Raw genomic sequence first — 17,685 nt, 5'->3', positions numbered from 1 at the left:
AAGTAAGAACACACACGACGCCCGCAACCACACCACACACCACAACACCCACCCCACCACCAAAAACCAGGGCCACAAATAAAATAAAGTTACGGCGGCCACAGCGGCAGGGAAACGCCCGGACCCATCCCGAACCCGGAAGCTAAGCCTGCCAGCGCCGATGATACTACCCAACACGGGTGGAAAAGTAGGACACCGCCGAACACAATTTAGTGAAACACCCCCCGAGAAATCGGGGGGTGTTTCCATTTGGCGGCGAATTCTATTCGGGAATCAGTCGAATAACGAGAGTTCGGCCGGCCGCCGGCCTTTCTCCAGCGCCAGGAGGGCGCGTTTCCGTTCAATTCCGCCACCATAGCCAGTCAATCCGCCGGTGGATCCGATGACGCGGTGACATGGAACGATGATGCCAATCGGATTGCGTCCGTTCGCCAATCCCACGGCTCGCGACGCCCCCGGCGAACCGATCTGCGCTGCTATTTGTCCGTACGATCGTGTTTCCCCATAGGGAATGGTGCGAAGTGCCGTCCAGACTTTGCGCTGGAATTCGGTCCCCACGAGCTGTAGGTCGATATCGAATTCGGTGAGTTCACCGGCGAAATACGCCGCCAACTGTTCGACCGCCTCGGGGAAGGCGCCGTCATCGGCGGGCAGCCAACCGGATCGGTCCGGCTCGTGCGTTTGATCCACCATCCTCAGATGCATCACCGTGGTTCCGACGCCGGCGAGTGTCAGCGGGCCGACGGGGCTGTCAACGGTTCGGTAGCGGATGGTTGTCATGATGTCGTCTCCTTCGGTGGCCAATGATTCACGGAGTGGTCCAACGTGGTCCACAAGTGCTGGACCGCGTAGGAGCGCCACGGGCGCCAGCGGCTGCTGTGTTCGGTCAGTGCGCGGACGTCGGCGGCCAACCCCAGTTGTTCAGCAGCCAGGCGCACGCCCAGGTCGCCGGCGGGGAAGGCGTCGGGATCGCCCAAGCCCCGCATCGCCACGATCTCGGCCGTCCACGGGCCGATGCCCGGGAGCGCCAAGAGCTGTTCGCGCGCTCGTTGCCAGTCGCAGCCCGGGTCCAATACCAGTTCACCTGCGGCCAGTGCCGAGGTGAGTGTCGACAGTGACCGTCGGCGGGCCTCGGGTACGGCCAGGTGGGCTGGGTCGATGTCGACCAGTTGCGCGCTACTGGGAAACGCGTGCGTCAGACCCCCGTGCGGATCCGTGACCGGGCTGCCATAGGCGCTGACCAGGCGTCCCGCGTGGGTACAGGCAGCTTTGGTCGACACCTGCTGACCCAGCACGGCCCGGATGGCCAGCTCGTGCTCGTCGACGGTTCGAGGGATGCGCTGACCGGGAGCCTTGGCTACCACCGCACCCAGCGCGGCGTCCGCGCCCAGCACGTCGATGACGGCTTCGGGATCGGCATCCAGATCCAGCAAGCGCCTGCACCGGGCGATCGCGGTGGCCAGGTCGCGGACGTTGTCGAGGACCAGCGTGCACCGGACGTGGTCGGGTTGGGGGGCCAAGCTGACCAGCCCGTGACCGGAGGGCAGGCGCAGTGTGCGTCGGTATGCGCCATCGCGGACTTCCTCGCACCCGACGACCAGGCTGGCCGCCAGATGTCCGAACACCCCCTCATAGGCGAAGGGGGTTCGGACGGGCAGCCGCACCGAGAGCACCTGACCAGTCGGTGCGCGGTCCTGCCCGTCCCGCCGGACGGCCTTGTGGCGCAGCACCGTCGGCGTGGTGTCGCAGGCCGACCGGATGGTGTCGTTGAACTGCCGGATGCTGGCGAATCCCGCGGCGAAGGCGACGTCACTGAACGTCATGTCGGTGGTTTCTATCAGGACCCGCGCCGTCTGGACGCGTTGCGCCCGGGCCAGGGCCAGCGGCCCGGCGCCGACCTCGGCCTGCAATATGCGTTCGAGTTGCCGCGCGGTGTAGCCCATCCGGGCGGCCAACCCGGTGACCCCCTCACGGTCCACGGCGCCGTCGGCGATGAGCCGCATGGTCCTTGCCACCGCATCCCCGCGGACGTTCCACTCGGGGGATCCGGGTGACGCATCCGGACGGCACCGCTTGCAGGCCCGGAAGCCGGCTCGCTGCGCGGCGGCTGCGCTGGGGTAGAAGTTGACATTGCGGGCCAGGGGCAACCGCACCGGACAGCTGGGGCGGCAATAGATACCGGTGGTCAGTACTGCGGTGACGAACCAGCCGTCGAACCGGGCGTCCCTGGACTGGACGGCCCGGTAGCAGCGGTCGAATTCGTCGTGCACATCTTGAACCCTTACATGCCGGCACCGACAGGACTAGCGGAAAACCGACATGGTGGAGATCGGGTCAGGTGCCGGACTTGGTGCCCATCGGTGCCCGGCGCGTTCGCGCGGCCGGCTGAGGCTCCTCCAGCAGACCGTCACAGGTGGAGACGAGGTGGCGAAGCATTTCATGGGCTGCCTCGTCGGGGTCTCCGGCGACGATTGCATCGAAAATGATGCGGTGATCGCGCAGGGACTGCTCCGGCTGGCCGGTGCGGGTCAGCGATGTCTCCGATGTGCGGTCCAGTGAGCCGCGGATGCCCTGCAGCAGCTCGATCAAGACCGGATTGTGGGCAGCGGCGGCTACCCCCATGTGAAATCGGCGGTCGCCTTCCAAACCCGGCTTGCCGTCGGCGATCTCGTCGGCCATCAGCGCCAGGCCCGCCTCGATTTCGGCCTTGTCGGTCGGTGTGGCGCGACTCGCGGCAAGGCGTGCACATTGCGTTTCGAGGGCTTGGCGCGTCTCCCAGATGTACGGGTGGTCGGCGTGGGTCTCGATCAGTTCGACGGCCAGCGACGAGATCAGGTCCTCAGGGCGGCGCATGAGGTAGATGCCTTCACCGTGGCGCACCTCGACGATGCCCTGCGCCCTCAGTGCGGTGATGGCCTCGCGGATCGAGGAACGCCCCACCGACAACTGCTGGGCCAGCTCTCGTTCGGTCATCAGCCGGTCACCGGGTTGCAGCTGGTTGATGTCGATGAATTCCCGCAGCTGATCGCTGACCTGCTCGTAGATCGGCTTACGGTGCACAGGACGAAGCGACGCGTTGCGTTTCGCAGAGCTCGACATGTCCATCCCGTCGCACTGATCCTGGTGTCAGCCTAGGTTACCGCCCGGCCCCGATCAGTCGTGGAAGCTGGTGAACGGCCCGATCGCCGCGTAGCGCTGCGGGGCGAATCTGCGGAACGCGACCGCGGCGATCGCGCCGGTGACGAACAGCGCGGCGATCACCCACGGTAACGATTGAACAAAGAGGGCGTCGCCGGCACCCGACAGCGCCGATCGGTTGATCAGCAGAGTCACCACCGCGGCGACCATCGCCAGCGCACCGAGGAATGGTGCGATGAGGGTGGCCCACGGGCTGAACGCGTCCCGCCCCTTGCCCAAGAAGTAGCGAATGATCGCCACGCACACCAGTGCCTGGATCGACAGCAGCCCAAGCACACCCAGTAGTGGGCTCCAGGTGCCCAACTTGGTCAACGTCGCCGCATCGGACCGGTCGGCCAGGGTGAACCCGATCATGTAGACGGCGACGACCGCGGTGACGACCATGCTGGCCCGATAGGGGCTGGCGTGGCGGGCATGCGTGCCGGCCAGCCAGCTGGGCAACACCCGCTCACGGCCAAGGCTGAAGAGGTATCGGGCTCCGGTGTTGTAGAAGGCCAGTTGGGCGGCGAAGCCGCTGGTGATCGTCAGCACCCGAAAGTACTCGGTCAGCGCCTGGGTGCCGAAGTGGTCAGTCAATGGATAGAACGCTGAGTCGTACTGGCCGTCGAATTGGGCTTTGACCGCTTCCGAGACCGCACTGACACCCCATCCGTTGACGAAGCAGAAGGCGACCAATGTGTAGATCACGCCGAGGCCGATGACGGTGCCGTACATCGCCCACCGTGCCACCCTGGCCGGATCACGGCTCTCTTCGGCATAGTTGGGCGCCATCTCGAATCCCACCCACGACCAGAAAGCGCCGAAGAGCGCCACACCAACGGCGGCGGCACCGAAGACCGCCACCGCCTGCTGGTTGTCGAAGAGTCCGATCGGGTTGAGCGGGCGCATGCTGAGCCCCTCTGGGCCACCACCGCGCACCAGGATGGCGACGACAAAGACCGCGAGGCCCAGCAGTTCCAGGCACATCAGCACGCCGAGCACGCGTGCGGTGAGCCCGACCCGAAACCAGGCGAGTAGCGAGGACATGGCCAGGATCACGAACAGCAGCACCCACGCCGGCACGTCGACGCCGAACCAGTGCTGCAGACTGCCATGGGTGAAATACGCAGTGGGGCCGATGATCGCGGCACAGAACACGATGTAGCACACACTGATGACGTAGGCGCTGCCGAGACCGAAGACTTTGCCCAGTCCTGCGGCAACGAAGCTGTAAAACCCACCGGCACTACGGACCTTCTGCGACATACGGATGTAGCCGACGGAGAAGATCAGCAGCGCCAACGTCGCGACGATGAACGCCGAAGGCCCGGCGAACCCTGATCCCATCACGGTCAGCGGGACATTGAACAACATCGCGTACAGCGGCGCAGCGCCGGCGAGCAGGATGAAGATGACGCCACCCAAGCCCATGGCGCCGGGTGCTAGGCCCTGATGGCTGGTATCGGTCGTCGTGTGGCTGGTCGCAGCTGGAGCCAGCGGTTCGGTGGACATGGCTAATTCCTTTCGGGGACAGCGTGATGGAACCGTCGGCGCTGACGGGCAGAAAATGCGGGCTCAAAGCTCCGGATCTGTTGTGTCGTCGATGAATTGGACGGCGACCCTACGCTCGCGCCGGACGGTGTTGACGAAGACGTCGGGGCGGCTGTAGTGGCCGGTAGGGTCGAACGTCAATCGCTCCCGGGCGACTTGAGGCAATGGCAAGTCGACGACGATGAGTCCTTCGGCATCGGCGACTGGCGCGATGAGCCACTGTCCGTCCGGGCCGGCCACTGCCGATCCGCCGTTGAACGGAACTGCTGCCGAGTGGGCGCGCAATTCGTCCACGAGCGGAAAGTCGTCGGGAACGTCGTCGGCACGTAGCAATCCCGACACCGCAACACTGAAAACCCGTCCCTCCAAGGCAATGAACCGGGTGATGTCGGTGGTGAGTTCGGTGGAACCCGGCCAGATGCCGATGTGCACGTCTTCGCCGCCGGCGTACATCGCCAGCCGCGCCGCGGGCATCCAGTTCTCCCAGCAATTCAATGCGCCGAGCCGGGCTCGGCCGACGGTATGGGTGCGCAGCCCGGCGCCGTCGCCGGCCGCCCAGACTAGACGTTCGTCGTAGGTCGGCACCAGCTTGCGATGGTGGCCGACGAGGCCGTCTTTGGGGTCGAAGGTCAGCAGCGAGCAGTAGGCGGACCCGCTCCCGTTGCCCGTTCCCCGCTCCGTCACACCCACCATCAGCGCCAGGCCCAGGTCGCCCGCCAACGAACGCAAGAGGCCGACCTCGGGCCCGGACGCCTCTATCGCGGCATCGAGATAGTAGCCGTAGCAGGCTTTTTGGGCTGGGTCGTTGAAGCGGGCTCCTTGGGTCCGCGGCAGCCAGAAGGGGTAGCCACTGAGGTAGGCCTCCGGGAACACCACGGCATCGCAGCCCTGGCCGGCCGCGAGTTCGGCGCAGGCGATGACCTTGTCCAGTCGCGCCGCGGGGTCTAGCCACGGTCCGCCGAGTTGGGCTGCACCGATGGTCAGCAGCGTGGCCGGGTCGTGGTCGGGGCAGCGGTGGGAGGCGATCGTCGCGACGGCAGGCGGCGTCACCTCAGAACACCTCGAAGTATTCGCGTTGCTCCCAGTCGGTGACGTAGGCGTTGAACCGCGCCACCTCGTGGCGCTTGATCGCCGTCAGGTAATTGACGAACGCATCGGATAACTCCTCGCGCAGCAGGCTGGATGCCTCGAAGCTGGTCAGCGCGGACTCCAGGTTGACCGGCAGGCCGGGCGCCTCGGCCAGGTACGGCTCGTCTGCCGACGGGCCGGGGTCGATCTTGTGGCGCAGCCCGTCGCGGCCGCTGACGATCTGTGAGGCCAGATAGAGATAGGGATTTGCCGCGGGTTCTCCGATCCGGTTCTCCAGATGGGTGGTGGCGTCACCGCGGCTGCCGGCCACTCTGATCAGCGCTCCCCGGTTCTCCTCGGCCCAGGCCACCCGGTCCGGAGCGAAGGAATCCGGCCGGAATCTCTTGTAGCCGTTGATGGTCGGCGTGGTCAGTACCGAGCATGCCAACGCGTGCTCGAGCAGGCCGCCCATATAGTGCATGCCGGTGGGGGAGAGCAGTGCGGAGTCGCTGGCGGCGAAGGCGTTATCGGTGTCGGCGCTGCGGAGCGACTGGTGGAGATGCCAGCCGCTGGAGAATGCGTTGGGAAATGACGGCCTGGCCATGAATGTCGCGTGGTAGCCATGTCTGCGGCAGAGTTGCTTGATGGCACCGCGGATCAATACGGCGGCATCGGCGGCGGCCGTACCGACCATCGGATCGAAGGTGAATTCGACTTGGCTTGGCCCCCATTCATCTTCGACGGTGGCCAGCGGCATGCCGAGTGCGACGAGGTTGTCCCGCAGGATGCTCAGGATTGGCTCGATCTCGTCGCCGCGATTCTCGGTCAGATACTGAAAGCCGTGTGCAACGGCTTGGACCTCGGGCGGTGCCGGTGGATAGCCGGAGTCGGCGAAGGAGAGTTTGGGGTCGACGAGCCGGGTGATGTAGCACTCCAGCTCGATGCCGGCGACGAACTCGAAGCCGTCGGAAGCCAGTCGCTGTAGTTGGGTCTGCAAGACCCCGCGAGTGTCGAAGGGAACCCGCTCGCCGGATTGGTAGTACAAGTCGCACAGCACCCATCCGGTGCGCTCCAACCACGGCAGGATCTTGAAGGTGGTCGGGTCGGGAACCAGCACCCCGTCGGGTAGGCCGGTCATCCGGGGATCTCCCAGCGCCGATGCGCCGAACGGTGGAACCACGGGGTTGTTGGTGGTGTCGAAGATCAGTGTTGCGGTCTGGAAGTCCTTGCCGTCCCGCAGCGTCGACTGGAAATGACCCACCTCGACGGTCTTGCCGCGCAGGATGCCGTGTTGGTCGCTCCAGGCGATGCGGATTTGGCGCAACTGCGACTCTTTGACCTCGACAGCAAGTGCAGCTGCGCGTTCGGTTTGCTCATCGGTCCACAGCCGATGGCGGGCGATGAATCCTTCTTGCATCAGGTCCTCCGGTGATCAGGTGGTCTGATGACTAGTCTCCGGCACGTGTATTTCACCCAGGTTAATTTCGCGGACGAATCGCTCTGCCCCGCTCGAGCGGAGGTTGCGATGTACTGTCAGGCCGCAGCGGGGACGAGCCGTTGGATACGACGGTGCCCGAGCGAGGCTTAGGGTATCGAAGATACGTGCCCTCGCGCACGATCGACGAACCTGGCTGGGAGCCGGCCAACGTAGGCGCGAATTCCGGCCGTCGCCCTGTTGTCTTGGGCGCCAGGCAGATCCGAAGTCGGAGCGGACATCACGCGGGCAGCGCCAGACGGGTCTGCTGTTCGTGGCCGCGCAGCGTCACCGACTCGCCAAGCACCCAGCGGGATCGCTCGTCCTCGGAGGCGTTCGCGACGGTCGTGGCGGAGGCCAGTAGATGCCCGTCGGTGGATTTGGCCAATTCGGACAGCCGGGCCGCCTCGTTGACCGGCTCGCCGATCACGGTGTATTCGAATCGTTCGTTGGCTCCGACGTTTCCGGCGACGACCTGACCGGCGGCCACCCCGATACCCGCGGGGCATTCGGGCACCTCACGCGCGAGGCGCGCCACGATCGCGCGGGCAGCGGCCAGCGCGTCGTCTTCGGGGTTGTCCAAGGTGACCGGGGCGCCGAACACCGCCAACGTGGCGTCGCCCTCGAACTTATTGACCATTCCGCGGTGGCGGTCGACCTCTTCGATGACGACGGCGAAGAACCGGTTGAGCAGCTCGACGACCTCGATCGGCGGCAGCGTGCTGACGAACTGGGTGGATCCGACGATGTCGACGAAAATGACGGCGACATGGCGCTCCTCGCCGCCGAGCGTGGGCCGCTGTAACTCGGCCGCAGCGGCCACCTCGCGCCCGACGTGGCGGCCGAACAGGTCGCGCACCCGCTCGCGCTCCCGCAGCCCGTTCACCATCGAGTTGAAACCGCGTTGCAATTCACCGAGTTCGGTGCCGTCGAACACGACCAGGTTGGTGCCGAGGTCGCCGTCCTCGACCCGTTTGAGCGCGGCCCGCACCACTCGCACGGGAGTCGCGGTGATCCACGCCAGAATCCACATCAGCAGAAATCCCGCGATCAGGCTGCCCGTCGAGATGATCAGGATGCCGACCTCGAGCTGGGTCTTGGTGAGGTTCTGCAGGATCAACGAGAACATCGCCGTCAGCCCGATTCCGATCAGCGGCACCCCCGAGCCCAGCATCCACACGGTCATGGTGCGGCCCATGATGCCCGGCGCCAGACGGTGCGGCGGCGGTCCAGCGGCCAGCGCCTGGGCCGCGACCGGTCGCAATGCGAACTCGGTGAATAGATAGGCGCTCGTTGCCACCAGCACACCGCAGAATCCGACGCCCACCGCCAAGCGGGGGATGAAGTCGGTGTCGTACGTCCCGTAGAGGATGGTGAACGCCGTCGTGCCCACCGCCCAGAGCACCAGTTGGGCCATCGCGATGCGCCACGGTATGGCGAAGGCGTTGCGCTGGTCGGTCCGGGTCGGTGCCCGCCCGGCGATGGCCCACCGCAGGTCGTTGACCGTACGCCGGGTGATCCACCAGCTGCCGAATGCCAGTGCGGCGACTGCATAGGCGGGCGCCACGCCGAAGGTGAGCCAGCGGGGCACGTCACGGAACACGCTGGGTACTGGAAAGGCCACCGTTACCAGGAGGGTGGCCGCCGCGACTCCGAGGATGTTCACCGTCAGCATGAAGACCGTGAGTAGAGTCTGGATCCGCACCCGTCGGCGGGCCGGGCTCTCGGCCACCTTTCCCAGGATCAAGGACCCGTAGGCCGGGGTGTTGGCCCGTCCGCTCTGCCGGGTGACCCGCTCCAGAACGCGGCCCAACCGCTGCGCGACGCTCGGGTGGGGACTCATGGTGGCGCCAGCCTAATTCTTCGCCGGGCTCAGACCCTAAGCTTGTGCGGTGCGCCTCGTGATCGCCCAGTGCACCGTCGACTACGTCGGCCGGCTGACTGCCCATCTGCCCTCGGCTCGTCGGCTGCTGCTGGTGAAGGCAGACGGGTCGGTCAGCGTGCATGCTGACGACCGCGCCTACAAGCCGCTGAACTGGATGAGCCCGCCCTGCTGGCTCACCGAGGCCCAAGACGGTCCGCAGCCGGTGTGGGTGGTGGAGAACAAGGCCGGTGAGCAGTTGCGCATCACCATCGAAGCCATCGAGCACGACTCCAGCCACCATCTCGGCGTCGACCCCGGCCTGGTCAAGGACGGGGTCGAGGCGCACCTGCAGGAACTACTGGCCGAACACATCGAGCTACTCGGTGACGGCTACACGTTGGTGCGCCGCGAATACATGACCGCCATCGGCCCGGTGGACATCCTGGCCCGCGACGAGCATGGGCGCTCGGTGGCTATCGAGATCAAGCGCCGGGGCGAGATCGACGGCGTCGAGCAGTTGACCCGCTACCTGGAGCTGCTCAACCGCGACAGCCTGCTGGCGCCGGTCACCGGCGTCTTCGCGGCCCAGCAGATCAAACCTCAGGCGCGCACATTGGCGACTGATCGTGGAATCCGTTGCATCACACTCGATTACGACATGATGCGGGGTATGGACAGCGACGAGTTCCGGCTCTTCTGATGCCGCGGCGCAGACCGGGACGCCGGACCGGGGCCGGTCTTCCGCCGCTGCCGGCGCAGCGCCGGATCGAGCTCGGCGCCGACGGATTCGACTACGAGGTGCGTCCGATCGCCGCGGCGCGCGCCGTAAAGAGCTACCGGTGCCCGGGATGTGATCACGAAATCCGCTCAGGCACAGCACATGTGGTGGTGTGGCCCGTCGATCAGGGGGAAACCGGACTGGAGGACCGGAGGCACTGGCATACCGCGTGCTGGGCCAACCGGGCCAACCGCGCTCCGACCAGGAAGTGGTCCTAGACGGGGCTAGTGGGCTGCGGGCTCGACGAGTTCCACCAAGACGCCGCCGGCGTCCTTGGGGTGGATGAAGTTGATTCGGGAGTTCGCGGTCCCACGACGGGGTGCGTCGTAGATCAACCGGACACCCTGGGCGCGCAGCTGCTCGGAGATGGCGTCGAGATCGCTGACCCGGTAGGCCATCTGCTGGATGCCGGGGCCGCGCTTGTCGATGAACTTGGCGATCGTCGACGTCTCGTCCAGCGGCGCCATCAGCTGAATCTGGGCGCAGTCCGGGGCGGCGTTCTTCAGCGACAGCATGGCCTCGCGGATGCCCTGGTCTTCGTTGATCTCCTCGTGCACCAGGATCATGCCGAGGTGCTCGTGGTACCACTGAATGGCCGCGTCGAGGTCCGGCACCGCGATGCCGACATGGTCGACGGCGGTGACGAGCGCACTGGCCAGGACTGGACGGGCGTCAACTTGCTCGGCGGTCATAACGCAAAGGTAACCTAACCACATCGGATCCAACACTGGGGGATCTGTGAATAGCCGCTCCGCCGCGGCTCGAAACGCCCTTGGAGGTAGGAATGACGACGTCGGTGATCGTTGCTGGAGCTCGCACGCCGATCGGCAAGCTGATGGGTTCGCTCAAGGATTTCTCCGGCAGCGATCTCGGCGCGATCGCGATCAAGGGCGCCCTGGCGAAGGCTGGAATTCCGGCCTCGCTGGTCGAGTACGTGATCATGGGTCAGGTGCTCACTGCCGGTGCCGGGCAGATGCCCGCCCGGCAGTCGGCGGTCGCCGCTGGGATCGGCTGGGACGTGCCGGCGCTGAGTATCAACAAGATGTGTCTGTCCGGGATCGACTCGATCGCGCTGGCTGACCAGCTGATCCGGGCCGGTGAATTCGACGTCGTGGTCGCCGGTGGCCAGGAGTCGATGACCCGGGCGCCGCATCTGCTGATGAACAGCCGGGAGGGCTACAAGTACGGCGACGTGACGGTGCTCGATCACCTGGCCTATGACGGCCTGCATGATGTGTTCACCGACCAGCCGATGGGTGCGTTGACCGAGCAGCGCAACGACTCCGACAAGTTCACCCGCCTCGAGCAGGACGAATTCTCGGCCGCCTCACACCGCAAGGCGGCGGCGGCCTGGAAGGACGGCGTGTTCGCCGACGAGGTGGTGCCGGTCGCGATCCCGCAGCGCAAGGGCGACCCGATCGAGTTCGCCGAGGACGAGGGCATCCGGGCCAACACCACGGCCGAGTCGCTGTCCGGGCTCAAGCCGGCATTCCGCAAGGACGGCACCATCACCGCCGGATCGGCCTCCCAGATCTCCGACGGCGGCTGTGCCGTCGTGGTGATGAACAAGGCAAAGGCGCAGGAGCTCGGGCTGACCTGGTTGTGCGAGATCGGGGCGCATGGTGTGGTCGCCGGTCCGGATTCCACCCTGCAGTCCCAGCCGGCCAACGCGATCAAGAAGGCGATCGCGCGGGAGGGCATCACCGTCGACCAACTCGACGTCATCGAGATCAACGAGGCATTTGCTGCCGTCGCCTTGGCCTCGACCAGGGAGCTCGGCGTCGATCCCGCCAAGGTCAACCGGGACGGCGGTGCGATCGCAGTGGGCCATCCGATCGGGATGTCCGGTGCGCGGATCACGCTGCACGCGGCGCTCGAGCTGGCCCGGCGCGGCTCCGGCTACGCGGTGGCGGCGCTGTGCGGCGCCGGTGGCCAGGGCGACGCGCTGATTCTGCGGGCCTAGCCGAGTCGAACGGTCGGCCGTAGCCGACCGTGCGGTCGGCCGTGACAACGACGACGCGTAGTAGCTGGCTCGGCGCTGCGGCACAATGGCGGTATGACGAGCACGTTTGACGTTCGGAGCACCTCCGGACGGTTCCGGCTGGTGGCGCTGGCCGAGGCCGTGAGTTGGGTTGGGCTGCTGGTCGGGATGTACTTCAAGTACCTGGGCAGCCCGCGGACCGAGATCGGCGTCAAGGTCTTCGGCATGGTGCACGGGCTGGTGTTCATCGCCTTCGTGGTCACCGCCGTCCTGGCGGGTATCGCCTACGCCTGGCGGGCTCGGACATGGTTGCTGGCGTTGCTGGGCAGCATCGTGCCCCTGGGCAGTGTGATCTTCCTCATATGGGCTGATCGGACCGCGAAACTGGGCGCTGAACCCGGCCACGCGGGGCGTCTCGCGGGTTCATCTCAACCGGTGGATTCGGCGTCGTCGCCGACGTGACAAACTTGAGGGCGTGACGCGTCCACGCCCCCCGATCGCCCCGGCCATGGCCGGTGCCGTCGACCTTTCCGGCCTCAAGCAGCGGGCCCAGCAGACCACCGCCGGTGGTGGGTCCGCACCACGTGGTGGAGTCGAGATCACCGAAGCGAACTTCGAAGCCGAGGTGCTGGTCCGGTCCAGCCAGCTACCGGTCGTCGTGCTGCTGTGGTCACCGCGCAGCGACGCCTGTGTGCAGCTGGCCGAGGTGCTCGCCGGGCTGGCCGCCGCCGATAACGGCACCTGGTCCCTGGCCACCGTGAACGTCGACGTGGTTCCCCGCGTCGCCCAGATGTTCGGTATCGAGGCGGTGCCCATGGTGGTGGCCCTGGCCGCCGGGCAGCCGCTGGCCAGCTTTCAGGGTGTCCAGCCCCCTGAACAACTGCGCCGCTGGATCGACTCGCTGCTCGCGGCGACCGCGGGAAAGCTCGGTGGGGCGGGCGACGCGGAGCCCGAGCAGGCCGACCCCGCCGTGGAGCAGGCGCGCGACCACTTGGAGGCCGGTGACTTCGTCGCCGCGGCCGCCGCGTATCAGGCCATCCTGGCCGCCGACCCCAACCACGTGGAAGCCAAGGGTGCGCTGCGCCAGATCACCTTCCTGGAGCGGGCCACCGCTCAGCGTCCCGACGCGATCACGGTTGCCGATGCCGCTCTGGGCGATATCGACGCGGCCTTCGCCGCCGCCGACGTGCAGGTGCTCAACCAGGATGTGGCGGCTGCATTCGACCGGCTGATCGCGCTGGTCCGCACAACCTCCGGCGACGACCGGACCAGGGTGCGGACCCGGCTGATCGAGCTCTTCGAGCTGTTCGACCCCGCCGACCCCGACGTCATCGCTGGACGGCGCAACCTCGCCAACGCGCTGTACTGAATCCGCGAGCCCATACTCAGGCGGGTTCGAGCCAGATCGCCGACGTCGGTGGAAGAACCAGCATCGCCGACGCGGGGCGGCCATGCCAGGGCTCGTCGGTGGCCTCCACGGCACCGAAGTTGCCCACCCCCGCTCCGTTGTAGACGGTCGCGTCGGTATTGAGCACCTCCCGCCACGTGCCCGCATGCGGTAGGCCCAGCCGGTAGCGGGTGTGTTCGGCGCCGGAGAAGTTGAACACACACGCCAGCACCGACCCGTCGCTGCCGTAACGCAGGAAGCTCAAGACGTTGTTCGCCGAATCGTTGGCATCGATCCACGAATACCCTTCGGGGCGGGTGTCTTGGCTCCACAGTGCCGGGCGCGTGCGGTAGACCTCGTTGACGTCGGCCACGAACCGCAGGATTCCGTTGGAGTAGCTGTTCTCGTCGAGCTGATACCAGTCGACGCCGCGTTCCTCCGACCACTCCGCGCGCTGGCCGAACTCCTGCCCCATGAACAGCAGCTGCTTGCCTGGATGGGCCCACTGGTAGGCCAGCAGGCTGCGCAGTCCGGCGGCTTTGACGTGGTCGTTGCCTGGCATGCGCCCCCACAGCGTGCCCTTGCCGTGAACCACCTCGTCGTGGCTGATCGGCAGGACGTAGTTCTCGCTGAACGCATACAGCATCGAGAACGTCATCTCGTGGTGGTGGTAGGTGCGATAGATCGGGTCGCGGCTGATGTAGTCCAGGGTGTCGTGCATCCAACCCATGTTCCACTTCATCGAAAAGCCAAGCCCACCAAGGTTTGTCGGGCGGGTCACCCCGGGCCATGAGGTGGACTCCTCGGCGATGGTGACGATGCCCGGCGCGACCTTGTGGACGGTCGCGTTCATCTCCTGCAGGAACTGGACCGCCTCGAGGTTCTCCCGCCCGCCGTAGATGTTGGGCGTCCAGCCGTCCGCGGGACGTGAATAGTCCAGGTAGAGCATCGAAGCCACCGCGTCGACGCGCAGCCCGTCGATGTGGTATTCCTGCAACCAGTACAGGGCGTTCGCCACCAGGAAGTTGCGTACCTCGGCCCGGCCGAAATCGAAAACGTAAGTACCCCAGTCGAGCTGCTCACCGCGGCGCGGATCGGAGTGTTCGTAGAGCGGGGTTCCGTCGAAACGGCCCAGCGCCCAGGCGTCCTTCGGGAAATGCGCCGGCACCCAGTCGACGATCACGCCGATACCGGCGCGGTGCAGGGCGTCCACCAGGAAGCGGAAGTCGTCCGGCGAGCCGAACCGTGACGTCGGCGCGTAGTACGACGTCACCTGATAACCCCACGACCCGCCGAACGGATGCTCGGCCACTGGCAGCAGCTCGACATGGGTGAAGCCTTGGGCCAGCAGGTATTCGGTGAGCTGCTCGGCGAGCTCGCGGTAGCTCAGGCCGGGCCGCCAGGAACCGAGGTGCACCTCGTAGGTGCTCATCGGTTCGAACACCGGGTTGCGCGTCGCCCGCTGGGTCATCCAGTCGGCGTCGTCCCAGGTGTAGTCCGAGACGAATACCCGGGAGGCGGTGTGCGGCGGGACCTCCGTGGCGAACGCGAACGGGTCGGCGCGGTCGGTGACCGAACCGTCGACCCCGTGGACGCGGAACTTGTACAGCCCGTCGGTGGGGAAGCCGGGCCAGAACAACTCCCACACGCCTGAGGAGCCCAGCGCGCGCATCGGGGCGTCGTTGCCGTCCCAGTGATTGAACTCGCCGATCAGGTTGATGCCCTTGGCATTCGGTGCCCACACCGCGAACGACACGCCCTCCACGGGTCCGTCGGGCGTGGTGAACGAGCGGGGGTGCGCGCCGAGGATCTCCCACAACCGCTCGTGGCGACCCTCGCCGTAGAGGTAGAGGTCCATCTCGCCGAGGGTGGGCAAGAACCGGTAGCCGTCGGCGACGGTGATGGTGTGCGCCGCGTCGCCGCCGGCGGGATAGCTGACTTCGAGCCGGTAGTCGGCCAGGTTGGTGAACGGCAGTGCCACCGCGAACAAGCCGGAGTCGATATGGGTCAGCGGGTAACGCTCGCCGCCGATCAGGGCGACGACGTCCTGGGCGTGCGGCTTGAGTGCCCGGATGACGGTGTGATCGTCATACTCGTGGGCACCCAGGATGCCGTGTGGGTTGTGGTGGACGCCGGCCACCAGCCTGGCCAACTCGCCGGGATCGGGTGCCAGATACGGGCTGGCGAGTTTGTCTGATCTCGTCATTGCCTGGGCTCCTATCGTTGCGTCATTCCCGCCGGAGCAGCGTGGATCGCTGGTCCTGCGGAATCAACGGCATGTTGAGAATGTGCGCGACGGCTCGGGCCGGCTCCAGTCGCACGTAGTTGGACTGCCCCCACTGGTACTCCTCACCGGTGATCTCGTCACGGACCCAGAATCGGTCATAGGGGTGCATACCCAGTGCTTCCATATCCAGCCACACGATTCCCTCCTCGGCGCCGAAGGGGTTGAGGGTGACCACCACCAGCACAGTGTCCCCGGTCACCGGGTCGAACTTGCTGTAGGCCAGCAGCGCCTCGTTGTCGACATGGTGGAACGTGATCGTGCGCATCTGGCACAGCGCGGGATGCACACGACGGATCTCGTTGAGACGCTTCAGGAACGGCTCCAGCGAGCGCCCTTCACTCAGGGCGGCCTCGAAATCGCGCGGCCGCAGCTCGTACTTCTCCGAGTCCAGGTACTCCTCGCTACCTTCGCGCGCCGGCAGGTGTTCGAACAGTTCATAGCCGGAGTAGACACCCCACGAGGTGCCCATCGTCGAGGCCAGGACCGCACGGATGGCGAACATGCCCGGGCCGCCCTGCTGCAGGGTCTCGTGCAGGATGTCGGGGGTGTTGACGAACAGGTTGGGCCGGGCATAGTCGGCGTGCTCGGCGATCTGTCGGCCGAATTCCTCGATCTCCCACTTGGCGGTCCGCCAGGTGAAATACGAATACGACTGGGTGAAGCCCAGTTTGGCCAGGCCGTACATCCGCGCCGGGCGGGTGAACGCCTCGGACAGGAACAGCACATCGGGGTCGATGGCTTTGACCTCACTGATCAGCCACGCCCAGAAGTTCGGCGGCTTGGTGTGTGGGTTGTCGACCCGAAAGATCTTGACACCGTGGTCCATCCAGTGCCGCACCACCCGCAGTACCTCGTCGTAGAGGCCGGCCGGATCGTTGTCGAAGTTCAGTGGATAGATGTCCTGGTACTTCTTGGGCGGGTTCTCCGCGTAGGCGATCGTCCCGTCGGGCAGCTCGGTGAACCACTGCCGGTGGTTCTTGGCCCACGGGTGGTCGGGCGCGCATTGCAGGGCCAGATCCAGCGCCACCTCGAGGCCCTGCTCGCCGGCGGCGGCCACGAACCGGTCGAAGTCCTCGATCGTGCCCAGGTCGGGGTGGACCGCGTCATGGCCGCCCTCGTCGCTGCCGATCGCCCAGGGCGAGCCGACGTCGCCGGGTTCGGCCGTGACGCTGTTGTTGCGGCCCTTGCGGTGCACCTTGCCGATCGGGTGGATCGGCGGCAGGTAGACGACGTTGAATCCCATCGCGGCGATGCGAGGCAGTGCCGCCGCCGCCGTCGCGAAGGTGCCGTGCACCGGTCGTCCGTTGTCGTCCCGGCCCCCGGAGGACCGCGGGAACATCTCGTACCAGGCGCTGCAGCGGGCCAGCGGCCGATCCACCCATACGCCGTAGGTGGTGCCGCGGGTGACCAGCTCGCGCAGCGGATACAGCGCCAGCAGGTCGGTCACCTCGTGCGACAGGGCCGGTGCCGCGCGGGTCAGGGGGTCACCGGGTTCCCGCAGCGCCGCCGCGGCGGCCAGCAGCGGGGCGCGACGATCGCGCGGGACCCCGGTGGCGGCCCGCTCCAGCAGCCGGGCGCCCACCAACAGGTCGTTGTTCAATTCGGTTTCGCCCTGGCCGGCGTTCAGCTTCGCGGTCACGGCGTGGCGCCAGGTGGTGATCGGGTCGCCCCACCCGTCGATCCGGAACGTCCACAACCCCACCCGGTCGGGGACGAACTGGCTGTGGAACAGATCTGGCGTGCGCCCGGGCGACATCGAGTACAGCTGCGGCTTGATCCGGCCGGGAGCCGGGGCCGCCTCGGCCAGCGCGGTGCTCTCCAGCGCCTGGGCCCGTCGCGCCGGATTCTGACCGAGCTGGGGATAGGACGGTCCCAGGTAGCGCACCACCAACGTCGCGGCTACCGCGTCGTGACCCTCGCGCCACACCGATGCGCACACCGGCAACACCTCGCCGACGACCGCCTTGGCCGGGTAGGTTCCGCAGGACACGACGGGCGCGACGTCATCGATCTCGATACGACCGGGCACCCACACCACTCCATTTCTGTCTTGTGCGGCGTGACCTGCGCCGCGTCGAATCGTCGGTCAACATCTGTCGTGGCGCAGTCGGGCCAGGT

Annotated in this window: 15 protein-coding genes and 1 rRNA gene; 6 read left to right on the top strand and 10 right to left on the bottom strand. The window is 66.6% G+C overall.

All coding sequences use genetic code 11. The annotated features are described in order from the left end of the window. Positions 1–90: 90 nt before the first annotated feature. A 5S ribosomal RNA gene (gene rrf, locus ADBZ9K_RS09160) occupies positions 91–204 on the top strand. A 69-nt stretch (positions 205–273) separates the two neighbouring features. Here the strand turns inward: rrf and ADBZ9K_RS09155 are convergent. The 7 genes from ADBZ9K_RS09155 to ADBZ9K_RS09125 all read right to left on the bottom strand — a co-directional run bounded on the left by ADBZ9K_RS09155 (position 274) and on the right by ADBZ9K_RS09125 (position 9,113). Beyond that, the gene (locus ADBZ9K_RS09155) at positions 274–780 is read right to left on the bottom strand and encodes a methylated-DNA--[protein]-cysteine S-methyltransferase (protein WP_526619760.1); all 507 of its coding nucleotides are present in this window, start codon (positions 778–780) and stop codon (positions 274–276) included. Then, complete coding sequence (locus tag ADBZ9K_RS09150) at positions 777–2,270, bottom strand: AlkA N-terminal domain-containing protein (RefSeq protein WP_526619759.1); 1,494 nt, start codon at positions 2,268–2,270, stop codon at positions 777–779. The genes ADBZ9K_RS09155 and ADBZ9K_RS09150 overlap by 4 nt, the downstream gene beginning before the upstream one ends. 64 nt (positions 2,271–2,334) lie before the next feature. Continuing rightward, positions 2,335–3,099 (bottom strand): FadR/GntR family transcriptional regulator, encoded by a 765-nt coding sequence (locus ADBZ9K_RS09145; RefSeq protein ID WP_526619758.1) that lies wholly within the window; start codon positions 3,097–3,099, stop codon positions 2,335–2,337. 54 nt (positions 3,100–3,153) lie between these two features. Continuing rightward, positions 3,154–4,689 (bottom strand): amino acid permease, encoded by a 1,536-nt coding sequence (locus tag ADBZ9K_RS09140; protein ID WP_526619757.1) that lies wholly within the window; start codon positions 4,687–4,689, stop codon positions 3,154–3,156. Positions 4,690–4,752: 63 nt separating this feature from the next. After that, positions 4,753–5,778 (bottom strand): carbon-nitrogen hydrolase family protein, encoded by a 1,026-nt coding sequence (locus tag ADBZ9K_RS09135; RefSeq protein ID WP_526619756.1) that lies wholly within the window; start codon positions 5,776–5,778, stop codon positions 4,753–4,755. A 1-nt stretch (position 5,779) separates the two neighbouring features. Then, positions 5,780–7,213, bottom strand: a complete 1,434-nt coding sequence (locus ADBZ9K_RS09130) for a glutamine synthetase family protein (protein WP_526619755.1) — start codon at positions 7,211–7,213, stop codon at positions 5,780–5,782. Positions 7,214–7,511: 298 nt separating this feature from the next. Continuing rightward, positions 7,512–9,113: an adenylate/guanylate cyclase domain-containing protein gene (locus ADBZ9K_RS09125; protein WP_526619754.1), complete on the bottom strand. Its 1,602-nt coding sequence runs from the start codon at positions 9,111–9,113 to the stop codon at positions 7,512–7,514. 49 nt (positions 9,114–9,162) lie between these two features. Between ADBZ9K_RS09125 and nucS the strand changes: the two genes are divergently transcribed. Together nucS and ADBZ9K_RS09115 are read left to right on the top strand one after the other, a co-directional pair. Beyond that, the gene (gene nucS, locus ADBZ9K_RS09120) at positions 9,163–9,834 is read left to right on the top strand and encodes an endonuclease NucS (protein WP_526619753.1); all 672 of its coding nucleotides are present in this window, start codon (positions 9,163–9,165) and stop codon (positions 9,832–9,834) included. After that, positions 9,834–10,130: an Rv1322 family protein gene (locus tag ADBZ9K_RS09115; RefSeq protein WP_526619752.1), complete on the top strand. Its 297-nt coding sequence runs from the start codon at positions 9,834–9,836 to the stop codon at positions 10,128–10,130. Before nucS ends, ADBZ9K_RS09115 begins: the two co-directional genes overlap by 1 nt. A 6-nt stretch (positions 10,131–10,136) precedes the next feature. On the opposite strand, the gene mce is transcribed toward ADBZ9K_RS09115, so the two are convergent. Next, a complete protein-coding gene (gene mce / locus ADBZ9K_RS09110; protein WP_526619751.1) occupies positions 10,137–10,604 on the bottom strand; it encodes a methylmalonyl-CoA epimerase in 468 nt (155 codons plus the stop codon). Between the two features lie 92 nt (positions 10,605–10,696). On the opposite strand from mce, the gene ADBZ9K_RS09105 reads away from it, so the two are divergent. The 3 genes from ADBZ9K_RS09105 to ADBZ9K_RS09095 all read left to right on the top strand — a co-directional run bounded on the left by ADBZ9K_RS09105 (position 10,697) and on the right by ADBZ9K_RS09095 (position 13,262). Continuing rightward, complete coding sequence (locus ADBZ9K_RS09105; protein WP_526619750.1) at positions 10,697–11,875, top strand: thiolase family protein; 1,179 nt, start codon at positions 10,697–10,699, stop codon at positions 11,873–11,875. Positions 11,876–11,968: 93 nt separating this feature from the next. Then, positions 11,969–12,355: a DUF3817 domain-containing protein gene (locus ADBZ9K_RS09100; RefSeq protein WP_526619749.1), complete on the top strand. Its 387-nt coding sequence runs from the start codon at positions 11,969–11,971 to the stop codon at positions 12,353–12,355. A 13-nt stretch (positions 12,356–12,368) separates the two neighbouring features. Further along, a complete protein-coding gene (locus ADBZ9K_RS09095) occupies positions 12,369–13,262 on the top strand; it encodes a tetratricopeptide repeat protein (RefSeq protein WP_526619748.1) in 894 nt (297 codons plus the stop codon). Between the two features lie 16 nt (positions 13,263–13,278). Here ADBZ9K_RS09095 and glgB read toward each other — a convergent pair whose 3' ends face one another. Both glgB and ADBZ9K_RS09085 read right to left on the bottom strand, forming a co-directional pair. Further along, positions 13,279–15,486: a 1,4-alpha-glucan branching protein GlgB gene (glgB, locus tag ADBZ9K_RS09090; protein WP_526619747.1), complete on the bottom strand. Its 2,208-nt coding sequence runs from the start codon at positions 15,484–15,486 to the stop codon at positions 13,279–13,281. Positions 15,487–15,508: 22 nt separating this feature from the next. After that, positions 15,509–17,596 carry a maltotransferase domain-containing protein gene (locus tag ADBZ9K_RS09085; protein ID WP_526619746.1) on the bottom strand — a complete coding sequence of 696 codons (2,088 nt, stop codon included), beginning with the start codon at positions 17,594–17,596 and terminating at the stop codon, positions 15,509–15,511. Between the last annotated feature and the right edge of the window lie 89 nt (positions 17,597–17,685).

This window comes from Mycobacterium sp. (assembly GCF_965229265.1).
Taxonomy (GTDB): Bacteria; Actinomycetota; Actinomycetes; order Mycobacteriales; family Mycobacteriaceae; genus Mycobacterium.
The sequence above is the reverse complement of the archived record's forward strand: the minus strand, read 5'-3'. Positions and strand labels throughout refer to the sequence as shown.

Excerpts from the sequence above, each read along its gene's own strand:
- ADBZ9K_RS09155 (WP_526619760.1), bottom strand. The coding sequence starts at position 780 with ATGACAACCATCCGCTACCGAACCGTTGACAGCCCCGTCGGCCCGCTG.
- ADBZ9K_RS09105 (WP_526619750.1), top strand. The coding sequence starts at position 10,697 with ATGACGACGTCGGTGATCGTTGCTGGAGCTCGCACGCCGATCGGCAAG.
- mce (WP_526619751.1), bottom strand. The coding sequence starts at position 10,604 with ATGACCGCCGAGCAAGTTGACGCCCGTCCAGTCCTGGCCAGTGCGCTC.
- glgB (WP_526619747.1), bottom strand. The coding sequence starts at position 15,486 with ATGACGAGATCAGACAAACTCGCCAGCCCGTATCTGGCACCCGATCCC.
- ADBZ9K_RS09140 (WP_526619757.1), bottom strand. The coding sequence starts at position 4,689 with ATGTCCACCGAACCGCTGGCTCCAGCTGCGACCAGCCACACGACGACC.
- ADBZ9K_RS09100 (WP_526619749.1), top strand. The coding sequence starts at position 11,969 with ATGACGAGCACGTTTGACGTTCGGAGCACCTCCGGACGGTTCCGGCTG.
- ADBZ9K_RS09115 (WP_526619752.1), top strand. The coding sequence starts at position 9,834 with ATGCCGCGGCGCAGACCGGGACGCCGGACCGGGGCCGGTCTTCCGCCG.
- ADBZ9K_RS09125 (WP_526619754.1), bottom strand. The coding sequence starts at position 9,113 with ATGAGTCCCCACCCGAGCGTCGCGCAGCGGTTGGGCCGCGTTCTGGAG.
- ADBZ9K_RS09130 (WP_526619755.1), bottom strand. The coding sequence starts at position 7,213 with ATGCAAGAAGGATTCATCGCCCGCCATCGGCTGTGGACCGATGAGCAA.
- ADBZ9K_RS09145 (WP_526619758.1), bottom strand. The coding sequence starts at position 3,099 with ATGTCGAGCTCTGCGAAACGCAACGCGTCGCTTCGTCCTGTGCACCGT.